The organism is Paenibacillus camerounensis (assembly GCF_000723885.1).
GTDB classification, from domain to species: Bacteria; Bacillota; Bacilli; order Paenibacillales; family Paenibacillaceae; genus Paenibacillus_AQ; species Paenibacillus_AQ camerounensis.
In genome coordinates this window covers 1-24,672 of record NZ_CCDG010000060.1, presented here as the reverse complement: position 1 = coordinate 24,672, position 24,672 = coordinate 1, and the positions used below count along the sequence as shown (strand labels likewise).

Genomic DNA, 24,672 nt, shown 5'->3' with positions numbered 1-24,672 from the left:
CTATCCATGGCCAAAATACTCCTTATCCAGTAGATTTGCCCAAAACGTACATATTATACGTCACCAAGCAACAGTTTATGCGCTATTACCTATTATCCCGGCGGACATCGCCGTGACAGTAACATAGAGAACTGAATTCGCACAAACTTGCCTAACGGCTTGCGCTTGCCGGGGACAATATATTACTTGACATTTCAGCAAACTAAAGACATGGAGCCTAGGTTAATACTGACATTTTATAATAATACCACTATCAAAAGCCCATGTCAATATTTAATTAACAGATTTCTGAGCTTTAATAATGCGGTATCCCTTATCTTTCCCCGCTTCTTCCACAACCGTGAACAGGCTTTCCAGCTTAGCCGCCGCCGAAGGTGCTCCTTGTTTCTTTTGAATCACAACCCAGAGTATCCCATTCTCGTTCAAATGCTCAAACGCTTGTTCAAATATTTGATGCACTACAGCTTTACCGGCCCGGATCGGAGGATTCGTCAGAATCACATCGAACTTCTGCCCCTGCACAGCGGACAGCACATCGCTCTCTTTTACTGTAACGTTCCTGACGCCATTGTTCACGGCATTCTCACGGGCAAGCTCCACTGCGCGGCTGTTGATATCAATCATTGTGACATGACCTTTAGGAGATAGAAGCGCAGCGCTGATTCCAATAGGGCCATATCCGCAGCCTACATCAAGTACAGCCGCCCCGTCCGCAATTTCCATCGTTTCAATTAGAACACGACTCCCGTAGTCGATATCTCCTTTCGAGAAGACACCGGCATCGCTGGTAAATTGGAGGTTTTTTCCCCTCAGTACCGTATCGATTGATCGTCTGTCATGACGGGCATCCGGCTGCTGAGAGTAATAATGCTGCGACATAAGATCCTCCCTTTCCATTTCCGTAAAGATGTCTTTATACAGCAACCCCCTTGAACAAGTTCAAGGGGGTTGCATAGACCGGGAAGAATCACTCCCGCCCGGGGCATTACCTTATGGAAGCGAATTACTTCACTTCTACGCCAGCGCCTGCTTCTTCCAATTTTGCTTTGGTAGCATCGGCTTCTTCTTTGCTTACTTTTTCTTTGATTGCTTTAGGAGCGTTGTCTACGAGGTCTTTAGCTTCTTTCAAGCCCAGGCCTGTGATTTCGCGAACGATCTTGATAACGTTGATCTTGGAAGCGCCAGCGCTTGTCAGGATTACGTCAAATTCGGATTGCTCTTCTACTACTGCTGCTGCTGCACCGCCAGCTGCTACTGGAGCTGCTGCAGTTACACCGAATTCTTCTTCAATTGCTTTTACCAGGTCGTTCAGTTCCAGTACGCTCATGCCTTTAATTTCTTCTAAGATTGTTTCTTTGCTCATGATTGAACCTCCATTTTATATTAGAATTTGTTTGTGGTCTTGATTACGAGACTAGAATCAAAGGCTTACGCGCTTTGTTCTTCTTTCTCTGCGACAGCTTTAACTGCAAGCGCGAAGTTGCGCATTGGAGCTTGAAGCACGCTAAGCAGCATGGAGAGCAAACCTTCGCGGGAAGGAAGTTCTGCCAGTGCCTTGATTTGCGCCTCATCTACAACTTTGCCTTCTACTACGCCACCCTTAAGTTTCAGAGCATCGTTCTTCTTAGCGAAGTCGTTCAAAATTTTGGCAGCAATTACTGCGTCAGTTTCACTGAAGGCGATGGCTGTAGGACCAGTCAGTACTGCATCCAGATCAGTCAGTTCAGCCGCTGCAGTTGCACGACGAAGCAATGTGTTCTTCAGGACCTGGAACTCAACGCCAGCTTCACGAAGCTGCTTACGCAGTTCGGTTACTTGCGAAACGTTCAGACCGCGGTAGTCCGCAACAACAGTAGAGATACTGTTCTGCAGTTTGCCGGTAACAACATCAACCGCATCCTGTTTAGCTTGGATTACTTTTGCATTTGCCAATTGTATACACCTCCTGAAAATTTATGTGACGGCGTTCTCTTCCAAAGAATCTCCGCCGTTCCTACGCAGGCATTAGAAAAGCCTCCGCAGAATCACGAAGGCTTGATAAAAGGAAAGCAGCTCAGGCAGCGCCCGGCACTTCTTATTTCTATCACAACACCTCGGTAGGGAATTAAGCCTTGCGGCACCTACTGTCTACGGTAAGCATATTCAAGTTCAAGAATGATCACCTTAAAGTTCACAACTGTTATAGATTATCAAAGATAACTCAAAGAGTCAACCCCTAATTATCTGAATGCAGCTGCATTTACACGAGCGCTAGGTCCCATAGTGGACGAAATTGCGATGCCTTTAAGGTATACACCTTTAGCAGCAGCTGGTTTCGCACGGTTCAGAGCGTCCATAAGAGCTTTAAGATTTTCGTTCAGCTGTTCAGGAGCAAATGACACTTTGCCGATAGGCGCGTGAATTTGACCTGCTTTATCGAGACGGTATTCGATTTTACCGGCTTTGATTTCTTGCACAGCCTTGGTAACGTCGAAAGTAACTGTACCCGCTTTAGGGTTAGGCATGAGGCCTTTACCACCGAGCAGACGACCCAGTTTACCGACTTCGCTCATCATATCAGGTGTAGCTACGCAGACATCGAATTCAAACCAGCCCTGTTGGATTTTGTTGATCATATCAGCATCACCAACATAATCGGCACCGGCAGCTTCCGCTTCCTTCGCTTTTTCACCTTTTGCAAATACAAGCACGCGTTGTGTTTTGCCTGTGCCGTGTGGCAGGACAACTACACCACGAACTGCTTGGTCTTGTTTACGCGGGTCTACACCCAGACGAACTGCTGCTTCAACGGTTTCGTCGAATTTGGCAGTTGCCGCCTTTTTCACAAGCTCTACAGCTTCTGAAGGCTCGTAAGTCGCTTCGCTGTTAATCAGCTTAGCTGATTCCAGGTATTTCTTACCATGTTTAGCCATGAAAATGTTCCTCCTTTGTGGTGTTAGCGGAAATTCCTCCCACATATTGCGGTCATAAATGACCGGTTCATCGAGTACCTATTAGTCTTCGATTGTGATACCCATAGAACGGGCAGTACCTTCAACCATACGCATTGCAGCTTCAACAGATGCAGCGTTAAGGTCAGGCATTTTGGTTTCGGCGATTTCACGAACCGCTGCGCGGCCGAGTTTCGCTACTTTTTTCTTGTTTGGTTCACCGGATCCTTTTTCTACTTTCGCAGCAATGCGAAGCAGAACGGCAGCCGGAGGAGTTTTAGTGATGAAAGTAAAGGAACGGTCTTCAAACACTGTAATTTCAACCGGGATGATCAGACCAGCCTGGTCAGCAGTACGAGCGTTGAATTCCTTACAGAATGCCATGATGTTGACACCTGCTTGACCTAACGCCGGACCTACTGGAGGCGCTGGATTCGCTTTCCCTGCAGGAATCTGCAGTTTCACCATTTTAATTACTTTTTTAGCCATGAGTGACACCTCCTTGCAAAAATAGTGGTATTCGAATGCTTATCGCATTCTCCCACAAGAAACCCTTAACACTGTTATATTTTCTCCACTTGAGTGAAATCCAACTCCAGCGGGGTTTCCCGTCCAAACATGTTGACATGCACCTTGATCTTGCTCTTGTCGGCCAAAATTTCTTCCACGGAGCCCACGAAATTCGCAAAAGGCCCAACCATAATACGTACGGATTCCTTAATTTCGAAATCAATCTTCGCTTTAGGTTCAACCATGCCCATATGCTTCAGAATTTGTTCAACCTCTTCCGGAAGCAAAGCGGTAGGCTTGGATCCGGAACCTGTCGAACCGACAAATCCGGTAACGCCCGGCGTATTGCGGACAACATACCATGAATCATCAGTCTGAACCATTTCAACCAAAACATAACCGGGGTAAACTTTACGCATAACGGTTTTTTTCTTGCCGTCTTTGTTTACCAATTCCTCTTCCATAGGAACAAGAACGCGGAATATTTTGTCTTCCATGCCCATGGACTCAACGCGTTTTTCCAAATTGGCCTTAACCTTATTCTCATACCCGGAATAGGTATGAACAACATACCATCTTTTTTCCATACCAAGCCACCTTGGACCTCTCTAAATAATCGCTTCAATTGCAGCGGAAATAATGATGTCCAGAACCCAGAAGTAAACAGCCACAACTACAATAGTACCGAGAACGATCATTGTATAGTTTTTCAGCTCTTTACGGCTAGGCCAGCGAACTTTTTTGAGTTCACTCCAGCTCTCAGTGAAAAAGGAAAACAGAGACTTGAAACTACGTTTCACGCCGACTACACCTCCAAAGACTATCTGGTTTCGCGATGAGGAGTTTGCTCGTTACAGAACTTGCAAAATTTCTTCATCTCCAAGCGGTCGGGGTGATTTCGCTTGTTTTTAGTTGTCGCATAGTTTCTTTGTTTGCAACTTGTACAAGCCAAAGTGATAATTACCCGCATGATGTGCACCTCCCGAAGACGTACTTCTAACTGTTAAATTAGAAGACGCAAATATTGATCCTAAAAAAAACCCGCGAATTTAGGCCTACCTAAAACACTTTAGCATAATGTCAACGTCTGTGTCAACGAAAGAATTGCCCTATCGCGCTGGGTAAATCCGGGTTTGTAGTCGTGCGCCGCATGTTATCCTCGTTCTGCCTTTTTTCACGCTGAACGCTGTGATTCCCTATACATTATGGAGCATTCCGACTGTACGTAAACCTGTTGTAACCGTTAGCGTCCAAATTTCCGTCAATTGATAATACAGAAGCTATCAAAACACTAAAAAAAGACTCGATGTCCGAGCCTTTCATTAACATTATATCATTAATTGTCACGCACTTCCAGATATCTTTCCAGCTTGCGTTTGACCCGCTGCAATGCGTTGTCAATCGACTTCACATGCCGCTTCAGGTCCTCTGCAATCTCCTGATAGGATCGTCCGTCCAGGTAGAGCATCAGCACCTTACGCTCAAGATCACTGAGAATCTCTGCCATCTTATCTTCCAGTCCGATGAATTCCTCCTGGTTGATAATCAGTTCTTCCGGGTCAAGCACCTGGGTACCGCAGATCACATCCATCAATGTCCTGTCTGAGTCCTCATCATAGATGGGCTTGTCCAAGGACACGTAGGAGTTGAGCGGGATATGCTTCTGGCGGGTAGCCGTCTTGATCGCGGTTATAATCTGGCGGGTGATGCAAAGCTCGGCAAACGCCTTGAATGAAGAGAGTTTGTCACCTTTGAAGTCACGAATTGCCTTATACAGGCCAATCATGCCTTCCTGTACAATATCTTCCCGGTCAGCACCGATTAAAAAATAGGAACGGGCCTTAGCGCGTACGAAATTACGGTACTTGTTAATTAAGTGTTCCAATGCGCCACTGTCGCCACCACGGAAGATCTCGACAATTTCTTCATCACTTATGAAATCATACTCGGACAGCATTATTTCCTTGAGGTCGACACTCACCAAGAATCCCCCCGGCTGCAACGCAAGACACATCGTTACTTCGCTAAAATATAGGAACAGTATATATTATGTTACCTTACAACGTCAACCAGATATTGTCCAGAAACAATCACCTATAACAATTTATGGAATTTCGGCGCTTTTATGTTCTGCCAATTCACTGCCGGCGCCAGTCTTCAAGGCGTTTACGCGTATCCGGCGGAAGCTTATCTTCAAGCGAGTGGCGCCTGGAGATGATTCGTTCGGGTTCTATCGCTTTTTTGACAAGCTTTTGATTTTCTTCAATCTCCACCTTCAGCTCCCGGGCGGAGACGCGCAGTGCCCCTTGGGCAAAAATGACATGCTGCTCCACATAATCGCTTGTCGCCACATAGATCTGCCGGCGCCGGTGGCTGAACTCGCCGACCAGCCGCTCGATGCATTCGTCCGCTGTCTCCTTCTCTTTGGTGAAGACCACCTGAACCTTCCCCTGCACAAAAGACCTCCCGAGTCCCGGGACACGGTAAGCATCGAACACGGCGATAACGCGCCGTCCGGTGAATGCCTGATAATCAGCCAGCATATCCAGGAGCCGGTCACGCGCTTCCTGCATGCCTGTCAGCGAAAGAGCCGCAAGTTCCGGCCAGCCGCCTATCATGTTATAACCATCCACCAGAAGCACATCGCGCCAGTCAGCCATAGCTATCCCTGCTGATGCCGGCGGCGCAGCACCTCATACATAATAACCCCGGCGGCAACCGATGCATTCAGGGAGTTGATCTTGCCGGCCATCGGGAGCTTGAGCAGCACATCGCATTTTTCACGGATCAGCCGGCCCATGCCTTTATTCTCATTGCCGATTACAACAGCTACCGGTCCTGTAAAAATGTCTGATTCATACAGATTCTGATCAGTAGCAACATCTGTACCCACTACCCAGACGCCAAGCTCTTTGAGCCGGTCTATAGTCTGCCCGAGATTAGTGACCCGTGCAACCGGAACATACTCTACCGCACCTGCCGAGGTTTTAGAGACTGTGGCAGTAATCTGTGCAGACCGGCGCTTTGGAACAATTACGCCGTGTACTCCGGTACAGTCTGCAGTACGCAGAATGGAGCCCAGATTATGAGGGTCCTCAATTTCATCCAGCAGAATGAGAAACGGAGGCTCCCCTTTAGCTTCAGCCGCAGCAAGAATATCTGACACTTCGGTATAAGCAAAAGGTGCCGCCTGTGCCACTACCCCCTGATGCTGCACTCCCGGTGCAAGCTGATCTAGCTTCCGTTTGTCTACATGCTGAATTACAATACCCGCCTTGCGCGCTTCAGCGATAATCGGCGCGGTCAAATGCTTCTGTGCCGTTTCGGCGATCCAGATTTTGTTCAATGTACGGCCGGCACGCAACGCTTCAAGCACCGAATGCTTACCTGCCAGTATTTCCTCTTCCGTCCTAAGTTCTTCCATGTTGTTGCCTCCTGTTCTATAGCTGTACACGGCCTCACTTGGACCGGTTCATCATATACTCGATACTGCTGTGGACCAGCTCCTGAATTCTCTTCTGCTGCCCTGTGTAATACAGATGTCCGATCAGGCATTCAAATGCTGTTGCATGGCGGTATTCCAGGACATCAGCATTCTTGGGAATGGTTCCCGACTTGGCATTACGCCCCTGACGGGCCACATCCTTTTCTTCATCAGTCAGCTGCGGTTCCAGATAGGCAAGAATCGTACTCTGCGCCTTGGCAGATACGAGGCCGGTGGCCGTGCGGTGCAAATGATTCGGCCGCAGATTCGGCAGTGAAATCAGATACTGCCGTACCGCCACTTCATAAATGGCATCACCGGCATAAGCCAGTACAATCGGCGAAAGCAGCCTTGCCGGCTTCGATGGTACATACGGGAACCAAGCCTCGTCTAAGTTAAATCCGCCGCTCATTTGCGCCGCCACCGCATCCCCTGCGGAGTATCCTCCAGCAGGATACCGAGACTATTCAGCTCATCACGGATCTCATCGGAACGGCCCCAGTTCTTGTTCTTGCGGGCTTCTGCCCGTTCAGCAATCAGGCGCTCAATTTCTTCCGTTGCAGCCTCAGCTTCAATCTCAGGTGCCAGGCCGAGTACAGCATTCATTTCGCCAAAAGTCTTCAGCAGCGCCGCAAAATCAGCAGCCGCCGCGTCTTCCCTGGCCAGCGTCTGGTTCGCCAGGCTTACCCAGTCGAATACAGCAGTGATAGCATCCGGCGTATTGAAGTCATCCTGCATTCTGGCATGGTAGCTGCCAATAACAGCAGCCAGCCGCTCAGAAACAGCTGCACTCACTTCTCCGTCCGCCCCTTCAGGAGCCAGTTCGAGACGGTGCTTCACATTACTTTCGGCAAGGGTAATCCGTTCCACGCTCTTCTCGGCGGACAGCAGCGCTTCCTCCGTGAAATTGAGCTGATTGCGGTAATGGCTGGAGAGCATGAAATAACGGATAGTCCCCGCCTTAAAGCGCGCACGGATATCCTTCACCAGCAAGCCGTTCCCAAGAGATTTCGACATTTTCTCGTCACCGATATTCAAGAATGCATTGTGCATCCAATAATTCGACAGCGGCGCGCCCGTTAGTGCTTCTGTCTGCGCGCACTCGCATTCATGGTGCGGAAACTTCAAATCCTCTCCGCCGCCATGAATGTCGATAGTCTTGCCAAGATATTCGCGGACCATTGCCGAGCATTCAATATGCCAGCCGGGCCGTCCCTCTCCCCACGGACTGGCCCAATGCACTTCACCTGGCTTGGCTGCCTTCCAAAGCACGAAATCCTCCTGGTTTTCCTTGCGGGGATCTACCTCGACACGGATACCAAAGCGCAGTTCCTCCAGGTTCTGGCGGGACAGCTTGCCGTAATCAGCAAACTTACCGGTACGGTAATATACATCGCCGCCGTTCTCATAGGCGTAGCCCTTCTCTTCAAGCTCCTTAATGAACTCAATAATCTTGTCCATACTCTCCGTAACACGCGGATTCATCGTTGCCGGCTTCACGCCGAGTCCGGTCAGATCCTCCTGATAGGCAGCGATAAACATGTCCGCAACCTCAGCTACGGTGATGTTCATCTCTTCCGCTTTGCGGATCATTTTGTCATCCACATCGGTGAAATTGGTCAAATAACGGACTTCATTGCCGAGTGCCTCCAGATAGTTGCGGACCATATCAAATACAATAACAGGTCTGGCATTTCCGATATGCATATAACCGTAAACCGTAGGTCCGCATACGTACATTTTGACCTTACCCGGCTCCTGCGGCACAAAGACCTCTTTAGCACGCGTCATAGTGTTGTAGATTTGCAAAGCCATTTCTGTTCCCAATCCTTTCTGTTGTCCCCGGATTCATTTGAATACCGGTAAGCTTTAAATTTCATAATCTCCGATATACTGCTGGCTTTCCAGCCTCCGCTGCTCCGCCTTTTGTTTATCCTCATTACCCATCTGCTCACGAAGCTCCTCAATTTCCTTCTGCAAAAACCGCAGGGAATCGATAAGCGGATCGGGCATTTTGGTATGATCCAGCCGGTCGGTCACCCGTTCACCGTTACGTTTGACTACACGCCCCGGGTTGCCGACCACTGTACTGTTGTTGGGCACTTCCCTCAGCACGACCGCATTGGAGCCTATATTGGAATTATCGCCGATCCGGAACGATCCCAGTACTTTTGCCCCGGAACCAATAACAACATTGTTGCCTACCGTCGGATGGCGCTTGCCTTTTTCCTTCCCTGTACCGCCAAGAGTCACTCCCTGATAGATGATAACATCATCACCGATCTCACAGGTTTCACCGATGACAATACCCATCCCGTGGTCAATGAACAGCCGGTTGCCGATCCGCGCGCCGGGATGAATCTCAACACCGGTCATAAATCTGCTGATCTGCGAAACAATCCGGGCCAGTGTAAACCACCGGCGTGTGTAAAAGGAGTGGGCTATTCTGTGAGCCCATATCGCGTGAAGTCCGGCATAAGTAAAAACAACCTCGAATTTGCTCCGCGCCGCGGGATCGTTGTCGAATACTGCCCGGATATCCGACTTTATATGCTTAAACATCACGTTTCCCCTCTTCTTGGCTTCGCCGCCTCCTGTTAACAGGTGCGCCGGGCGAAGGTATTATCAAGCACCCTTGCTGAATATAGCAGCGGCACAGGCAGTCTTTATCCGGCATCTCTCGACAAAAAACGCCTCTGCAGCTCAAAGCTGCAGAGGCGTTTAACCGCGGTTCCACTCTGCTTGGATCATACTTCATTGCTCCGGCCATTTCTAACCGCAGCTTCCTCTGATCCCTCTTGCGTTAATAACGGCAACGTTCCCGGTACAGCCTAACGCTCCTTAACGGAACCGCTCAGCCGCACAGCTCACAGGCGCATATTCTGCGGAAGACAAGTGAATAACTCCCAGCCACGGAGTGAACCTCTCCTCCGCGGTTATTCTCTCTGGTAATTGTCCCTATACGCATACTTTTCCTGATCACAGCTGTTACAATATGTTTCTATCTTAGCGAAAAGAACCTGGACTGACAAGGGTTATACGCTGCTTAATACAGCCTAAGCCCCTTTAATCTGTGACTTCAGCCGTTCAATAACCCGGCCGCGTCCCAGAAGGGCAATGGTCACATTCAGATCACGGCCGTGGGTCTGGCCGGTCAATGCGACTCGAATCGGCATAAACAGCCCTTTCCCCTTATGGCCTGTTTCTTTCTGCACTTCCTTAATCAGCACTGCCATATTCGCAGCGGTAAATTCCCCGGTGCTCTCTACCTTGGCCAGGAACGCGGACAGCACCTCCGGAACCTGCGCTTCAGCAAGCACCTGTGCGGCTTCAGTCTCCAGCTCCAGGTGGCTGCGGAAGAACAGCTCAGACAGCGCAACGATGTCCGATGCAGCAGTCATCTGCTCCTGATATAGCGCTACAAGGCTTTCTGCCCATGTCTGCTGCTCTTCATTAAGCTCTGCAGGCAGCCGGCCTGCTTTTTGAAGATGCGGAATGGCAAGGCGTGCGATCCGCTGCGGATCTGCATGCTTGATATAATGATTGTTGAGATGCGCCAGCTTGTTCTTGTCGAACACTGCCGGACTCTTGGACAGACGGTCCGCTGTAAAGATAGAGATCAGCTGTTCCTGGCTGAAAATCTCCTCTTCCCCTTCCGGCGACCAGCCGAGCAGAGAGATGTAATTGAACAGTGCCTCAGGCAGGTAGCCAAGCTGGTCATACTGCTCAATAAATTGAATAATGGATTCGTTGCGCTTGCTCAGCTTCTTGTGGTCATCGCCTACGATCAGCGTCATATGGCCGAACAGCGGAGCTTCCCAGCCCAGCGCTTCATAAATCATCAGCTGGCGGGGCGTATTGGAGATGTGGTCTTCCCCGCGCAGAACATGGGAGATTTCCATCAGATGATCATCAACGGCAACGGCGAAGTTATAGGTCGGAATTCCGTCCTTCTTCACGATAACAAAGTCACCCATTTCCTTCGTAGTGAAAGAAATGCTGCCCTTGACGATATCATCAAAGGTATACGTGCGGTCTTCCGGCACCAGAAAACGGATGCTGGCTACACGTCCCTCTGCCTCGAAGGCAAGGCGCTGCTCTTCAGTCAAATTGCGGTGTTTGCCGGAATAACGCGGCGTTTCACCTCGTGCGGTCTGTTCTTCGCGTTCTGCTTCCAGCTCTTCTTCCGTACAGTAGCAGCGGTAAGCAAGGCCGCGGTCAATCAGATCCTGCCAGTATACGCGGTACAGATCCAGACGTTCCGTCTGGCGGTACGGTCCGTATTCTCCGCCTACATCGACGCTCTCATCCCAGTTAATGCCCAGCCACTTCAAATATTTCAGCTGGCTTTCTTCACCGCCGGCAACATTGCGCTTTACGTCTGTATCTTCGATCCGGATAATAAATTTGCCTCCCAGATTACGGGCAAACAAATAGTTAAACAATGCCGTTCTGGCATTTCCGATATGTAAATGTCCCGTAGGGCTCGGTGCATAACGCACCCGGACTTGATCCGCCACTGTAAATCCCTCCGCTTCAAAATGGTTAAAATTAGGCCGTATACAGCCATCTCAAGATGATATCACATCTTGGAGCAGGCAGACAATAGATTGTGCCGCAATCCCCTCACCGCGTCCGGCAAAGCCGAGCTGTTCTGTCGTTGTTGCTTTTACATTAACCTTGGAGACCTCAGCACCCAGCGCTTTGGCAATAATCTCGCTCATCTGCGGGATATAAGGAGCCATCTTCGGCTTCTGTGCAATAATAGTGGAATCAATGTTGCCAAGCTTATAACCGCGCTCGCGGGCAAGACTCCATACATGCTCAAGCAGCTTCAGGCTGTCCGCATCCTTGAATGCGGGATCAGTATCGGGAAAATGCCGGCCGATATCGCCAAGCCCCAAAGCCCCAAGAATAGCATCGCTGACTGCATGCAGCAGCACATCCGCATCGGAGTGGCCCAGCAGCCCCTTTTCATAAGGAATTGTAACCCCGCCGATAATGCACGGTCTCCCCTCCACCAGCTGGTGTACATCAAAGCCCTGTCCTACCGCTATCATCTGTTAACCCTCTCCCCTGCTTCTTTGTGTGAATTCAGCAAAATCCAGATCCTCCGGTGTCGTCAGCTTGATATTACTGTAGCTCCCTTCCACCACAGAGACCGTGATCCCGCTGCGCTCTGCCAGACTGGAATCATCTGTACCGATAAATCCGTCGCGCTCCGCTGCTTCATAGGAGGCCATCAGCTCAGACAGACGAAAAGTCTGCGGGGTCTGAATCGCCCACAGACTTCGCCGGTCAGGTGTGGACACTACTTGACCCGCACCGTTCACCTGCTTAATTGTATCTTTAACCGGCACAGCCAGCACTGACGCCCCGGACTGGACAGCTATCCGGTAACAGGCACTGATCTCTGCAGCCTGCACAAACGGACGGACACCATCATGAACCATAACCCATTCTGTCTCTAGCGCCTGCAGACCTTTGTACACGGAATGCTGCCGCTCCGTCCCACCGGCAATGACAGCCTTTACTTTATCCAGCCTATAGGCCTGTACCCATTCCCGGCAGCGGACGATATCCGCTTCTCCGGTTACCAGCACGATCTCAGAGATAAGCTCATGCTGCTGGAACACCTCAAGCGTATGAACGATAACCGGTTTATCCTGCAGGAGCAGATACTGCTTGCTCTCTGCGGTTCCCATTCTTGTCCCTCTGCCTGCCGCCACAATCACGGCGCCTACACTGTTTGACATGTTCTTAGGCTCCTGTCCTTCACGTATATCCTCATCATAACGTGTTTGGCGGGCATTTCCAACCCATAAGGCTTACAGGATTCCCTTTTGACGCTTATTGCGCCTTTTCCAGCAGCTTCGGTTTGGCGAATATCATTCTGCCGGCAGAAGTCTGCAGCACGCTAGTCACCAGCACTTCCATCGTTGTACCAATATATTCGCGCCCGCCTTCAACGACAATCATGGTGCCGTCGTCCAGATAAGCCACCCCCTGGCCATGCTCCTTGCCATCCTTGATTACCTGCACGATAATCTCCTCACCCGGAAGTACGACCGGCTTGACCGCGTTGGCCAGATCATTAATATTAAGCACCGAGACACCCTGCAGCTCACAAACCTTATTCAGGTTGAAATCATTCGTGACCACCTTGCCTCGCAGCACTTTAGCGAGCTTAACCAGCTTGCTGTCCACCTCGGAGATTTCTTCAAAATCACCCTCATAGATAAGCACCTTCACATCCAGCTCTTTCTGGATTTTATTGAGGATATCAAGCCCGCGCCGCCCGCGGTTACGCTTCAGCAGGTCAGAAGAATCGGCAATATGCTGCAGCTCCTCAAGCACGAATTCCGGAATGACAATCGTCCCTTCAATAAAGCCCGTTTTGCAAATATCTGCGATCCGTCCGTCAATGATGACGCTGGTATCCAGAATTTTATGCTCCTGGGGACCGCGCCCTTCCGGCTCATCCTGCTGCCCCCAGCGTCCGGTTGCCCATAGCGAGCCAAGCTCTTCTTTTTTCTCCAGTCCGATTCGCAGCCCCATATAACCCAGCGCCAGCGTAACCCCTACCTGCAGCAAGTCCCCCGCTTTACCAAGCCAGTCCATCGCCGGATACAGCAGCAAAGACAGCAGCAGCCCTCCGGTCAGACCAGCGGCGCCGGCGGCCATCTCACTCATCGGTATACGCGAACAGTACACTACCGCCTCACGAAGCTTTGAACCTCCCCATTCCGCGCATAAAGTCCCCGCAATCAAAAAAATAATGGCACCCAGCACCGTAAACAAAATGCTTCCTTCCACAGGCAGACCCATCGCCAGCTTATCCATCCCCTGCGGGAATCCTCTTTCTGCCGTATGGTATAGCGAATAACCGGACCAGGCTCCAAGCAGCCCGGCAAGCGTCAAAACAATTTTTTTCCACATAACCCTACGCACCTCCTTTTATTCATCCTGAAATGATGTATTCCTCACCAGTATGTTCCAATTTCCGGGACGGTAATCGCAGGTACGCTTATTTTATGCAGAAAAAAGTTACAGGTAATGTCATGGTTGTCAGGAACTCTTATTCCCGTTGAAAACAAGGGGGTACTGGCATATAATGAACTCAATCAAGAACCCAGGGGTGAATGGAAAATGAGCGCACCAAGTTTACAGGCCTTTCAGGATCAAGTCTCCGAACTGCTGCTCCGTCACCGTAGTCTGCTGGATGTCATGTCCAAAAACGGCCAGAGCAGCGCTTCCGTCAACCGTGCTGTAGTCAAGGCCATTACGGAGTGCGGCTGTATCCAGCTGCATGCCACCAAACAGGTATTCGAACCGTCGCTTGGGCTTGAGCAGGCCAAAGAACTGGCAGGCACTCATCTGGAAGGTGGGCTGTGCGAGAACTGCCGTGAGGTGGTAGCCTCTGAGCTGGGGCGCGAGCTGTTCTATATGTCTGCCCTCTGCAATCTGCTTGACATCAATATGGACGAGGTGGTCGCCAAGGAATCACAGAAATGCGCCACACTTGGACTGTTTAATTTATCCTGACCTTTCGTCATGCTTCCGGCTTATCAACAGCAAAGGCTTTGCCGTTCACTGGAATCAGTGAGGGCAAAGCCTTTTTGGGAATGTATGATCATGGAAAAAGTCCGGTTAGCCGTTCTTGGATTGATACACTTTGTCTTCCGAACGTCTTCTGCGGCGGTGGCGGCGGCGTGCCGTCAGCCGGGCAATATTGTGCTTGAAGCCATAGAGCGCATATAGCGCCAGCAGTGCAAAGATCATTTTGGCAATCTGCTCCGGGAAAATCACAGCCACGGCTACTGCCACAACAATGACTACTGGTGCGATCAGCACCGCTTTTTTGGGCAGGCCGACTTTCTTGAAGTTAGGATATTTAACAGTACTGACCATGAGATAGGATAAGAGCAAGGTAGCAACAATCATGAACGGAGCAGAGACATCTTTATGAAAAAGAGCCAGTGTGGCTAACACGCCACCTGCTGCAGGAATCGGCAATCCGATAAAATATCCGGGAATTCCCGGACGGACATTAAAGCGTGCCAGCCGCAGCGCCCCGAATACCGGGAAGATTGCGGTGACCGTCCAGCCCAGTGCGGAGTTCAAATCCTGCAGGCTGGTGATATACATAATCAGCGCCGGTGCTACCCCGAAGGAGACAACATCGGATAAAGAATCAAGCTCCTTGCCAAATTCACTTTCACATTTAAGCGCACGAGCGACCCGGCCGTCCAGTCCGTCTAAAAGCATAGCGATAATCACCATGATAGCGGCCATGCTGAGCTTGCCGTCTAACGCCATCATGATACCAAACATTCCAAGCATCAGATTACCAATGGTAAAAATACTCGGAATTGATTTTTGTATCATTTCTTCACCTCTGTTTGCTTACTTTGAACCTTACAGTCTTCAATATTACGTGATTGTATGTTATTTACATTTGCCTGTCAATAAGAACTTGCTTCTGCAGACGTTTGAGGCCGTCTTGAATATTGCGTGCCCGCACTTCTCCGATTCCGTCAACTTCATCAAGCTCTGCAATGCTGGCCGTCATCAGATTAGGCAGCATTTCAAAGCGTTCTACCAGGTTATGGATAATAACATTAGGCAGACGCGGGATTTTGTTCAGCAGACGGTAGCCGCGCGGTGTAACCGCTTCTTCTGAGGCGATTGCCGTCGAAGAATAGCCCAGGAGACGGGCGATATGATTGTCATCCATCAGCTCATCATCACTGCTGCGCTTGAGCCCTGCGATGATCTCACGGATTTTGTCCTCCTGCTCTTCTCTTGCATAGTCTCTGTACAGGAGCCATGCTTCTTCCTCTGTATTTCCCACCAGTTCTTCCATCTGCATGCTGATCAGGCGGCCTTCATTGCCCAGCTCATTGATGTAACGCTTGATTTCCATCTTGATCCGCAGCACCATCTCCACCCGCTGGATTACACCCACAACTTCAGCGACAGTCACAAGCCCTTCATATTCTGATGCCGAAAGGTTAGTCAGCCCTTGGGTCAGTACTGCTTTGTATTTCTCAAGCGTCTGAATAGCCTGGTTGGCTTTAGCCAGGATGGCTCCGATTTCTTTGAGGGCATACCGGATAGATCCCTGATACAGCGTAATGATATTCCGCCGCTGGGAAATGGATACGACCAGCTTACCGGTCTGCTTGGCAACACGTTCTGCAGTCCGGTGGCGGATTCCTGTCTCGATTGAAGGAATGGACGGATCGGGAATCAGCTGGGTATTTGCGTACAAAATCCGCTTAAGATCCTCGCTGAGAATAATGGCGCCGTCCATCTTCGCCAGCTCATACAAGTAATTGGGCGAAAAATCGCAGTTGATGGAGAAGCCTCCGTCTACAACCTCCATCACTTCAGGACTGTAACCGACTACGATAAGTGCCCCCGTCTTGGCACGCAGCACATTCTCCAATCCTTCGCGGAAGGGTGTTCCCGGCGCTGCCATCCTCAGCAGATCGTTCATATTTTCTAATTGAGTATATTCTTTCATGTTCCTTATTAGCCCCCTAATCTAACGCGACCTTTAGTGCATCTGCTACGGTGCTGACGCCAATAATCTGGATATCCTGCGGATGCTTCCAGCCCTTCATACTCTTCTCTGGCATTATTACCCTCCGGAAGCCCAGCTTAGCTGCCTCCTTGACCCGCGTTTCGGCACGCGAGACACCTCTTACCTCGCCTGTGAGCCCGACTTCGCCGAAGAAGACATCGTAGGGCTTGGTAGATATATCACGGAAGCTGGAGGCAATGCTGACCGCAACCGCCAGGTCGATAGCCGGCTCATCCAGCTTTACACCTCCGGCAACGTTGAGGTAAGCATCCTGATTCTGCAGGAACATGCCCATCCGCTTCTCAAGAACTGCAATAATAAGCGCCATCCGCTGATGGTCCATCCCGGTGCACATCCGCCGGGGTGAAGGGAAGTGAGTCGCAGCTACCAGTGCCTGAAGCTCAACCAGCACCGGTCTGGTTCCTTCCATGCTGGCCACAACGGCAGAACCGGCGACTCCCAGCGGCCGCTCTGACAGGAACAGCTCTGAAGGATTCTCCACTTCCGTAAGGCCAATCTCACCCATCTCAAAAATCCCGATCTCATTCGTAGAGCCAAAGCGGTTCTTTACCGCACGCAGCAGCCGGTAGGTATGATGCCGTTCCCCCTCAAAATACAATACACAGTCCACCATATGCTCAAGCATCCGGGGGCCGGCAATAGCACCCTCCTTGGTAACATGGCCAACCAGCACTGTCGCAATTCCGCGGATTTTGGCAATGCGCATAAACCGTGTTGTACATTCCCGTACCTGTGTGACACTGCCGGGCGCACTCGTTACTTCAGGCATAAATACTGTCTGAATGGAGTCGATGACCAGGAACTGGGGCTGAATCTGCTCAATGGCCTCTTCAATGCTCTCCATATTGGTTTCGCACAGCACGTACAGTTCTGCTGACAACGCTCCGAGGCGGTCAGCACGGAGCTTGGTCTGGCGTACCGATTCCTCACCCGAAATATATAGCACACGAAGTCCCTGTGTAGTCAGCGCGTGCGAGGTCTGCAGCAGGAGGGTCGACTTTCCGATTCCGGGATCTCCGCCGACAAGCACCAGAGAGCCGGGTACAATGCCTCCGCCAAGCACACGGTTCAGTTCACCGATACCTGTCAGGATGCGCGGTTCTTTGTCACTTTCTATATTTATGATCGATTGCGCCTTTTCTTTACTCTGAAAAATAGGTGCATTCATTCCTTGAGTTTTGACTACGCTTTCTGTTTCCTCCACCATGGTGTTCCATGCCTGGCAGCCCGGGCATTTGCCGAACCATTTTGGCGATTCGTAGCCGCAGTCGGTACAGAAGAATTTCGTTTTTGCTTTTGCCATGTGGTCTCCTTACGGTCCAGGTTACTTAAATTGCGGATAAATTACGCTTATTCAAAGTTTACCATTTCTGTCCCCCGAACGGAAGGTTCCTTAGGTTCTAGTTTTGGTTGGCATCTATAACCTGCCTGAATCAGCGATAGTTTAATCATTTGAGCAAGAAAAGAAACAGCCGTTCAACAAAAAAAGCCCCGCTCCTCTATACGGAGGAGCGGCAGCTTTGTTTCAGCGTTACTTATTTATTGTCTGCTTCGGCTTCTTGCTCCAGCGCGGCTGCAGGTACAACCACTGTGGTCACTACAAGCTCGCCGTTCACTTCATCAATCTTAAGCAAATCGCCTTTCTTGATGTTGCCTTTCAGCAGCTCTTCGGAGAGGCGGTCTTCAATATGCTTCTGGATAGCGCGGCGCAAAGGACGTGCACCGAACGCCGGATCATATCCTTCTTTGGCGAGGAAGGCTTTACCGCCATCGGTAAGCTCGAAGTCCACGTCATACTCCCGCAGCCGCTTACGCAGCTCGTCGGACATAAGCGTTACGATTTCAGCGATATGCTTCTCTTCCAAGGAGTGGAAGACAATAATCTCGTCGATACGGTTCAGGAATTCAGGGCGGAAGCTCTTCTTCAGTTCTTCCATTACCTTGCCCTTCATATTGCTGTAGTCTGCACCGGCATCCTGTACAGCTGTAAAGCCGAGTGTTGAATTTTTCTTGATTGCCTGTGCCCCTACGTTAGAGGTCAGAATGATCAAGGTGTTGCGGAAATCGACTACGCGGCCTTTGGAATCGGTCAGGCGGCCGTCTTCCAGCACCTGCAGCAGAATGTTAAATACTTCAGGGTGCGCCTTCTCGATTTCATCCAGCAATACTACGGAGTACGGTTTGCGGCGAACCTTCTCGGTCAGCTGTCCGCCCTCTTCATATCCGACATATCCTGGAGGCGCCCCTACAAGCCGGGATGTGGAGTGCTTCTCCATATATTCCGACATGTCGATGCGGATAACGGCATTCTCATCACCAAACATCGCTTCGGCAAGTGCACGCGCCAGCTCCGTTTTACCGACCCCGGTTGGCCCGAGGAAGATGAATGAGCCCATTGGGCGTTTAGGGTCTTTAAGACCTGCACGTGCCCGGCGCAGCGCGCGGCTGACAGCCTTGACAGCTTCATCCTGGCCGATTACACGTTCATGCAGCAGAGCCTCCATGTTGAGCAGACGGTCGGTCTCCTCTTCCTTCAGCTTGCTGACCGGAATACCGGTCCAGCTGGCTACAACCTGTGCGATATCCTCAGGTGTAACCTGGGAATCGGTACGGCCCTGCTTCTCTTTCCACTGGTTCTTGGTTGTATCGAGCTCTTCACGGATCTTTTGCTCGGTATCACGCAGCGCAGCCGCCTTTTCAAACTCCTGGCTCTGTACAGCCGAATCCTTTTCCTTGCGGATATCATCCAGACGCATTTCCAGTTCCTTCAGGTTCGGCGGAATAGTATAGGAGTTCAGCCTTACCTTGGAACCGGCTTCGTCAATCAGGTCAATCGCTTTGTCAGGCAGGAAGCGGTCCGGGATATAGCGGTCAGACAGCTTCACAGCCTCCACAATCGCTTCATCCGTAATTTTCACACGGTGGTGGGCTTCGTAACGGTCACGCAGTCCGTAGAGGATCTGTACGGCTTCCTCCGGAGAAGGCTGATCCACCGTGATCGGCTGGAAGCGGCGTTCCAGGGCAGCGTCTTTTTCAATATATTTGCGGTATTCGTCAAGGGTCGTTGCACCGATGCACTGCAGTTCACCACGGGCCAGAGCCGGCTTCAGGATATTAGAGGCGTCAATTGCACCTTCCGCGCCGCCTGCTCCGATCAGAGTATGCAGCTCATCGATGAAGAGCACGATGTTGCCGGCCTGACGAATTTCATCCATGATTTTTTTGAGGCGGTCTTCAAATTCACCGCGGTATTTAGTTCCGGCTACGACAGAGCCCATATCCAGGGTCATAACGCGTTTATCGCGCAGCGTTTCCGGAATTTCATTGTTTATAATTTTTTGCGCAAGGCCTTCAGCAATTGCTGTTTTACCTACCCCAGGTTCACCTATCAGGACCGGATTGTTCTTGGTCCGGCGGCTAAGCACCTGAATTACGCGTTCGATTTCTTTACTGCGGCCGATAACAGGGTCAAGGTTGCCGTCTTTAGCATAAGCTGTCAAGTCGCGGGCCAAGCCGTCCAGCGTAGGTGTGCTGACATTTGCCGGCGTTCCGCTGTGGCTTGAAGTAGCTTCGCTGCTGCCCAGAAGCTGCAGTACCTGCTGACGGGCTTTATTAAGGCTGATTCCCAGATTGTTAAGTACACGGGCTGCGACACCTTCGCCTTCACGGATCAGGCCAAGCAGGATATGCTCTGTGCCGACATAAGTGTGACCCAGCTTGCGCGCTTCATCCATCGACAGCTCAATTACTTTTTTGGCACGTGGAGTATACGCGATGTTGGTAGGCTGTTCCTGTCCTCTGCCGATCAGCGTTTCCACTTCATCCTGAATTTTCTCCAGACCCAGACCCAGTCCAATCAGTGCCTTGGCGGCAATGCCGTCTCCCTCACGAATCAGTCCGAGCAAAATATGTTCTGTACCGATGTTATTATGTCCCAGTCGTACAGCTTCTTCCTGCGCCAGCGCCAGCACTTTTTGTGCGCGTTCCGTAAATCTTCCAAACATCATATCTCCTGCACCTCCACGGATAATAAATATCTATAATTAATGTTGTGTTCCCAGTGTTTCCCGGAGCAGCTTTGCCCGGTACATATCGCGTTCAGTGGCCGAGAGCTCATCACCGAACATTTTTTGCAGGAATCCCGGCTGCGTCTTAACGTTCAGCTCGTTCAATACGGAGATGGAGGGACCTTCAAGAATGCCAAGGTCTACGCCCAGCCGCAGATCGGAGAGCCGTTGCGCCGATTCCTTAAGCTCCATTACAGCTGCATAGGCGAGAATACCGTAGGAGCGTTTGATCCGGTCGGTAATCCGCAGTGCTGAATCGCTAAGCAGCCGTTCACGGGCATTACGTTCATGCTCGATAATCTGTGTGACTACACTGTGAAGATTCTCAATAATCTCACTTTCGGTCTGCCCCAGTGTGATCTGATTGGATATCTGAAAGATGTTACCTACTGCTTCGCTGCCTTCACCGTAAATTCCTCTTACTGTGAGCCCAACCTGATTAACAGCCGATAAAATCCGGTTAATCTGGTGAGTCATGACAAGCGCGGGCAGATGCAGCATCACTGAAGCCCTTAGGCCCGTGCCTACATTAGTAGGACAGCTGGTCAGATATCCCCTCCTGTCATCAAAGGCATAATTGACTGAGGCTTCAAAAATATCATCAATCGCTGTAGCCCTTTCCCAGGCTTCCTTGACCTGCAGGCCGGGGAACAGACACTGGATACGCAGGTGGTCTTCTTCATTAATCATAATGCTGACCGATTCATCCTCATTCAGGATAACTGCGCCTCCGCGGGAATCATTGGCCAGATTGGGGCTGATCAGATGCTTCTCCACCAGCACTTTCTTGTCCAGTTCTGTAAGATCGTCCAGCCGCAGCAGCTCGAAGCTGCCAAAGCCTTCAGCGGCTTCCCCCTGAAATACAGGTGCGAGCTGTTCCAGCGCTTCCTCGGCCTGCTCTGCTGAAGCCAGCAGCGGAAACGGCAGATGCTCCAGATTGCGGGCGATACGCATACGGCTGCTGATTACAATTTCAGAGTGGCTGCCGCCGCAGCGCATCCAGTTGCTAAGCGCCTGTTCGGTAAACCGGAGACTTGACATGTCGTATCCCCCCTATATATGAAAGACTTTACTCTTGTGCCATTTCTTTTTCAAGTTTGCGGATTTGGTCCCGGAGCTGCGCTGCAGTCTCGAATTCTTCCTGGATGATACTCTCCTGCAGTTCCTGCTTTAATTCATTAACCTGACGCTTACACATAATCTGTGCACCGGCACGTTTGGGCAGCTTACCCACATGTGCGGTGCTGCCGTGCACTCTTCTGAAAAGCGGGTCCAGCGTGCTGTCAAAATATTTATAACAGGAGCTGCAGCCGAAGCGGCCGAGCTTGCTGAACTGCGAATAGGTCATACCGCAATTCTCGCAGTGCAGACCCTGCACATTCTTGGTCGCTGCTGTCTTCTCCTTGCCTGCCCCCTCAAGATCAAGCAATCCGGACAACAGGCTGTGAATCGAGAAGCCTCCTGCCGTTCCGGGAATCAGCTCCCCTTTTTCACGAGCACAGCTTTCACAAATATGAAATTCCGTCTTCTCTCCGCTCACAATCTTAGTGAAATGAAGAGTTGCCGGTTTGACGCCGCATTCCTGACACAGCATCGCGGAGTCCCTCCCTTATGATGACCATTATTTGCCCAACAAAGAGATTAGCATCGCCTTCATAATCTTGGCACGAATCTCATCCCGGTACGGCAGATTAACCGTCAGGCATTCCCGGGAAACAGCGGCGCGCATGAGACACGCTTCACGTTTGCTTAGGAAACGGGCTTCCTCAAGCTGATATATCAGCCCTTCTGCGGAATTCTGATCAATATCATTTCCGATTGTAGATTTGAGATGGGCATACAGCGCCACACTCTGGGGCAGCTCATAACGCTGAATCCGGATATAGCCTCCGCCGCCGCGCTTGCTCTCCACCACATAACCCTTCTCCAAGGTAAAACGTGTACTGATGACATAATTAATCTGTGACGGCACGCATGAGAACTGGTCCGCCAGGTCATTGCGCTGGATTTCCACCGTACCTTCGGGACTTTCATGCAAAATATTCTTCAGATATTGTTCGATAATATCAGAGATATTACGCATCACTCATCCTCCAGTGCTTAATGCAATAGTATTCAGCTTTGCTGATCATCCGTCCTTAGCAACCTCTAAAGAAAATTAACCCGAGAGGGTAGGTACGAATCCTGTACCGGCTCTGGCACATGCTTCCTGTCCGTATCCTCTGCTTCAGACATTTCAGCCTTAAAGATATTAAAAAAAAGCTTCAACGAATTTCGTTGACTTTGACTTTCTTTGACTTTTTTCATATTATAACACATTCTCACTGAATGCCAAGGGGTTACTCCTATTTTTTACTCATTCCGCCCAATGTATTCGGTTAATTCTTGTTACACCAGGATTTTTCTTATGTAATAATAAAGCTCTGCCGCTGCCCGCACCGCGGCAGAGCTTTTGGTTCATCAAAAGAAGTCAAACAATGCGGTATCCGCCTGCGGGATCGCCGCTTCCAGCTGCTTCAGAGCTTCCGGACTGCCCGTCAGGCTCCCGTATTTAGCTAATTCGTGAGGACGTTTATATCCCATTAACAGGACGGTAAGCGTTCCAATGCTGCAGTTCAGATCATGCTGCCCTTCTGCAGCATTAGAGCGGACTAGCGATGCTGTTCCATCTGTGTTCACCGTCCACGCCCAGCTTCCGTCGTTCCATGGGGCATGCTCATCTGTAAGGTACAGCGTGAATTTCCGGGCTTCTGCCTGTTCGTTGAACATAAATGAATCCACAAAGGTCTGAGCATTAACAATCCGTGCCATAAAATAAGGATAATTCTCCTGGGCAATCCGCGGGTCCGGCAGCAGAAACGGCAGCATATCATCAGCAGGCACCATACTTAGAGAAGCGCCTGTGACCATTGAATCGTGATTGGCGAGGAACGTCCAGAGGCCACGGCGCGCTTGTTCATTCAAAAAAACAAATTCGTTGATAACAAGCTCCCTGCTCTCCAGTTTATAAAGCACATACCCTTCAGGTTCGCCTTGAATTGAACTGAACACAGCGTGGTGCATATCTTGACGGAGAACCGTTTCCTTCCACCATTCCTTACTCCGCTTCAAGGTTCCGTTATAACGGGCTGCAAAACGGCCGTACAGCTGATCCAGCGTGTCCACATCTTCAGCATCGCGCCGCACATTGCCTTCTATTTCGGTCTTCACCGGAAATTTTCCAACAGGAATTGTGTATTTTTTAAATTCGCAGTATACCTCCCACCCAAACCGGCGGTAAAAGGGAATCAGAAACGGATGCAGCATCGACAGTGACTGGCCGTTCTCATTCATCACCTGCAAAACATGCTTTAAAAGCCTAGCGACATACCCTTGTCTGCGGTTCTCCGGCCATGTGGCTACTCCGGCAATGCCGCCCATAGAATAGACTTTTCCCTGAATATATACCTCTAAGGGGAGCAGCGTCAGTCCCGCTTTCAGCTCTTTATCCTCAAAAACGCCCCATACACTGTCCGGCTTAAACTTTTCTTTACCGGTTATCCGGTCCCCGGCGGACACTTTGTATTGAAAAGCATATTCAGAAAGGATTAGGTTTGACTCGTATTCTTCCATACTCAGCTGCCTTAGTTCCAATTCAGTTCACCTCACCAACATATTTTTATGCTTAATGAGAGTATAACAAGCCCGTTAGCAGTATGCTAATATCTTGCTTGGTTTCATGTGCGTCCCCATTAGTTATCCACAAAATAAACACAGCAACGTAAAAAACCGGAGCAAAACGCTCCGGCCCAAAATACTTATCCCCGATTATGCAAACGCTATCCACATATTCCACTAATTATCCACAATTTCAGTGCATTACTAGTGATTTTCCTTGACTAGTCCACATAAACATGCTTTCCATCCACATAAATAGCAGTCTATCAGCAATAAAAAAATGCTATCCACATGTGTGTAATTTTCCGGATATTTTCTGAATTATCCACAGCTTTTCCACAGCCTCTACCGGACGCAAAAAGTCCACTGTCGATTACTCAACAGTGGACTTCAAGTGCTTGGCAGCGTCCTACT

The 24,672-nt window shown here is 50.2% G+C and carries 27 protein-coding genes and 1 other annotated feature; of the genes, 1 reads left to right on the top strand and 26 read right to left on the bottom strand.

Annotated features, from left to right (window positions below; all coding sequences use genetic code 11):
* Window positions 1-273 precede the first annotated feature (273 nt).
* The 18 genes from BN3772_RS22135 to BN3772_RS22050 form a co-directional block, all read right to left on the bottom strand.
* Window positions 274-879, bottom strand: coding sequence for a class I SAM-dependent methyltransferase (locus BN3772_RS22135; protein ID WP_042202362.1), 606 nt, complete (start codon window positions 877-879; stop codon window positions 274-276).
* Between the two features lie 124 nt (window positions 880-1,003).
* The gene (gene rplL, locus BN3772_RS22130) at window positions 1,004-1,363 is read right to left on the bottom strand and encodes a 50S ribosomal protein L7/L12 (RefSeq protein ID WP_042202326.1); all 360 of its coding nucleotides are present in this window, start codon (window positions 1,361-1,363) and stop codon (window positions 1,004-1,006) included.
* A 65-nt stretch (window positions 1,364-1,428) separates the two neighbouring features.
* Window positions 1,429-1,932 carry a 50S ribosomal protein L10 gene (gene rplJ / locus BN3772_RS22125; RefSeq protein ID WP_042202325.1) on the bottom strand — a complete coding sequence of 168 codons (504 nt, stop codon included), beginning with the start codon at window positions 1,930-1,932 and terminating at the stop codon, window positions 1,429-1,431.
* A gap of 65 nt (window positions 1,933-1,997) precedes the next feature.
* Window positions 1,998-2,151, bottom strand: a sequence feature (ribosomal protein L10 leader region).
* A gap of 68 nt (window positions 2,152-2,219) precedes the next feature.
* Window positions 2,220-2,912 (bottom strand): 50S ribosomal protein L1, encoded by a 693-nt coding sequence (rplA, locus tag BN3772_RS22120; protein ID WP_042181094.1) that lies wholly within the window; start codon window positions 2,910-2,912, stop codon window positions 2,220-2,222.
* Window positions 2,913-2,993: 81 nt separating this feature from the next.
* On the bottom strand, window positions 2,994-3,419 hold the full coding sequence (gene rplK / locus BN3772_RS22115) for a 50S ribosomal protein L11 (protein ID WP_019908208.1): 426 nt from the start codon (window positions 3,417-3,419) through the stop codon (window positions 2,994-2,996).
* 74 nt (window positions 3,420-3,493) lie between these two features.
* The gene (gene nusG / locus BN3772_RS22110; protein WP_020427084.1) at window positions 3,494-4,027 is read right to left on the bottom strand and encodes a transcription termination/antitermination protein NusG; all 534 of its coding nucleotides are present in this window, start codon (window positions 4,025-4,027) and stop codon (window positions 3,494-3,496) included.
* Between the two features lie 21 nt (window positions 4,028-4,048).
* Window positions 4,049-4,240: a preprotein translocase subunit SecE gene (gene secE, locus BN3772_RS22105; protein WP_039877418.1), complete on the bottom strand. Its 192-nt coding sequence runs from the start codon at window positions 4,238-4,240 to the stop codon at window positions 4,049-4,051.
* 20 nt (window positions 4,241-4,260) lie between these two features.
* Window positions 4,261-4,410, bottom strand: coding sequence for a 50S ribosomal protein L33 (gene rpmG / locus BN3772_RS22100; protein WP_074086515.1), 150 nt, complete (start codon window positions 4,408-4,410; stop codon window positions 4,261-4,263).
* Between the two features lie 366 nt (window positions 4,411-4,776).
* On the bottom strand, window positions 4,777-5,421 hold the full coding sequence (gene sigH, locus BN3772_RS22095; protein WP_019908203.1) for an RNA polymerase sporulation sigma factor SigH: 645 nt from the start codon (window positions 5,419-5,421) through the stop codon (window positions 4,777-4,779).
* Between the two features lie 157 nt (window positions 5,422-5,578).
* Window positions 5,579-6,100 carry an NYN domain-containing protein gene (locus BN3772_RS22090; RefSeq protein ID WP_042202317.1) on the bottom strand — a complete coding sequence of 174 codons (522 nt, stop codon included), beginning with the start codon at window positions 6,098-6,100 and terminating at the stop codon, window positions 5,579-5,581.
* A 2-nt stretch (window positions 6,101-6,102) separates the two neighbouring features.
* Window positions 6,103-6,864: a 23S rRNA (guanosine(2251)-2'-O)-methyltransferase RlmB gene (gene rlmB / locus BN3772_RS22085; protein WP_042181099.1), complete on the bottom strand. Its 762-nt coding sequence runs from the start codon at window positions 6,862-6,864 to the stop codon at window positions 6,103-6,105.
* A gap of 34 nt (window positions 6,865-6,898) precedes the next feature.
* Complete coding sequence (locus tag BN3772_RS22080; RefSeq protein WP_042202314.1) at window positions 6,899-7,336, bottom strand: Mini-ribonuclease 3; 438 nt, start codon at window positions 7,334-7,336, stop codon at window positions 6,899-6,901.
* Window positions 7,333-8,739 (bottom strand): cysteine--tRNA ligase, encoded by a 1,407-nt coding sequence (cysS, locus tag BN3772_RS22075; RefSeq protein ID WP_042202312.1) that lies wholly within the window; start codon window positions 8,737-8,739, stop codon window positions 7,333-7,335. The genes BN3772_RS22080 and cysS overlap by 4 nt, the downstream gene beginning before the upstream one ends.
* Before the next feature lie 54 nt (window positions 8,740-8,793).
* The gene (gene cysE / locus BN3772_RS22070; RefSeq protein ID WP_042202310.1) at window positions 8,794-9,486 is read right to left on the bottom strand and encodes a serine O-acetyltransferase; all 693 of its coding nucleotides are present in this window, start codon (window positions 9,484-9,486) and stop codon (window positions 8,794-8,796) included.
* 494 nt (window positions 9,487-9,980) lie between these two features.
* Window positions 9,981-11,444, bottom strand: coding sequence for a glutamate--tRNA ligase (gene gltX, locus BN3772_RS22065; RefSeq protein WP_042202308.1), 1,464 nt, complete (start codon window positions 11,442-11,444; stop codon window positions 9,981-9,983).
* Window positions 11,445-11,495: 51 nt separating this feature from the next.
* Window positions 11,496-11,984 (bottom strand): 2-C-methyl-D-erythritol 2,4-cyclodiphosphate synthase, encoded by a 489-nt coding sequence (gene ispF, locus BN3772_RS22060; RefSeq protein ID WP_042202306.1) that lies wholly within the window; start codon window positions 11,982-11,984, stop codon window positions 11,496-11,498.
* A gap of 3 nt (window positions 11,985-11,987) precedes the next feature.
* Window positions 11,988-12,680: a 2-C-methyl-D-erythritol 4-phosphate cytidylyltransferase gene (gene ispD, locus BN3772_RS22055; RefSeq protein WP_042202302.1), complete on the bottom strand. Its 693-nt coding sequence runs from the start codon at window positions 12,678-12,680 to the stop codon at window positions 11,988-11,990.
* A gap of 94 nt (window positions 12,681-12,774) precedes the next feature.
* Window positions 12,775-13,863 carry a PIN/TRAM domain-containing protein gene (locus BN3772_RS22050; protein WP_042202300.1) on the bottom strand — a complete coding sequence of 363 codons (1,089 nt, stop codon included), beginning with the start codon at window positions 13,861-13,863 and terminating at the stop codon, window positions 12,775-12,777.
* A gap of 210 nt (window positions 13,864-14,073) precedes the next feature.
* On the opposite strand from BN3772_RS22050, the gene BN3772_RS22045 reads away from it, so the two are divergent.
* The gene (locus BN3772_RS22045) at window positions 14,074-14,469 is read left to right on the top strand and encodes a nucleoside triphosphate pyrophosphohydrolase family protein (RefSeq protein WP_042202298.1); all 396 of its coding nucleotides are present in this window, start codon (window positions 14,074-14,076) and stop codon (window positions 14,467-14,469) included.
* 105 nt (window positions 14,470-14,574) lie between these two features.
* On the opposite strand, the gene pssA is transcribed toward BN3772_RS22045, so the two are convergent.
* The 8 genes from pssA to BN3772_RS22005 all read right to left on the bottom strand — a co-directional run bounded on the left by pssA (window position 14,575) and on the right by BN3772_RS22005 (window position 24,234).
* Complete coding sequence (pssA, locus tag BN3772_RS22040; protein ID WP_042181115.1) at window positions 14,575-15,312, bottom strand: CDP-diacylglycerol--serine O-phosphatidyltransferase; 738 nt, start codon at window positions 15,310-15,312, stop codon at window positions 14,575-14,577.
* Between the two features lie 64 nt (window positions 15,313-15,376).
* The gene (gene disA, locus BN3772_RS22035) at window positions 15,377-16,453 is read right to left on the bottom strand and encodes a DNA integrity scanning diadenylate cyclase DisA (protein ID WP_042181117.1); all 1,077 of its coding nucleotides are present in this window, start codon (window positions 16,451-16,453) and stop codon (window positions 15,377-15,379) included.
* A 16-nt stretch (window positions 16,454-16,469) separates the two neighbouring features.
* Window positions 16,470-17,837, bottom strand: a complete 1,368-nt coding sequence (radA, locus tag BN3772_RS22030; RefSeq protein ID WP_039877431.1) for a DNA repair protein RadA — start codon at window positions 17,835-17,837, stop codon at window positions 16,470-16,472.
* A 232-nt stretch (window positions 17,838-18,069) separates the two neighbouring features.
* Entirely contained in the window at window positions 18,070-20,541 is a 2,472-nt protein-coding gene (gene clpC, locus BN3772_RS22025) for an ATP-dependent protease ATP-binding subunit ClpC (RefSeq protein WP_042202297.1), read from the bottom strand.
* 36 nt (window positions 20,542-20,577) lie between these two features.
* Complete coding sequence (mcsB, locus tag BN3772_RS22020; RefSeq protein WP_042202295.1) at window positions 20,578-21,642, bottom strand: protein-arginine kinase McsB; 1,065 nt, start codon at window positions 21,640-21,642, stop codon at window positions 20,578-20,580.
* A 28-nt stretch (window positions 21,643-21,670) separates the two neighbouring features.
* The gene (gene mcsA / locus BN3772_RS22015; protein WP_042181123.1) at window positions 21,671-22,195 is read right to left on the bottom strand and encodes a protein-arginine kinase activator protein McsA; all 525 of its coding nucleotides are present in this window, start codon (window positions 22,193-22,195) and stop codon (window positions 21,671-21,673) included.
* A gap of 27 nt (window positions 22,196-22,222) precedes the next feature.
* A complete protein-coding gene (locus tag BN3772_RS22010; protein WP_042202294.1) occupies window positions 22,223-22,684 on the bottom strand; it encodes a CtsR family transcriptional regulator in 462 nt (153 codons plus the stop codon).
* Window positions 22,685-23,061: 377 nt separating this feature from the next.
* A complete protein-coding gene (locus BN3772_RS22005; RefSeq protein WP_042202293.1) occupies window positions 23,062-24,234 on the bottom strand; it encodes a GNAT family N-acetyltransferase in 1,173 nt (390 codons plus the stop codon).
* Window positions 24,235-24,672 lie beyond the last annotated feature (438 nt).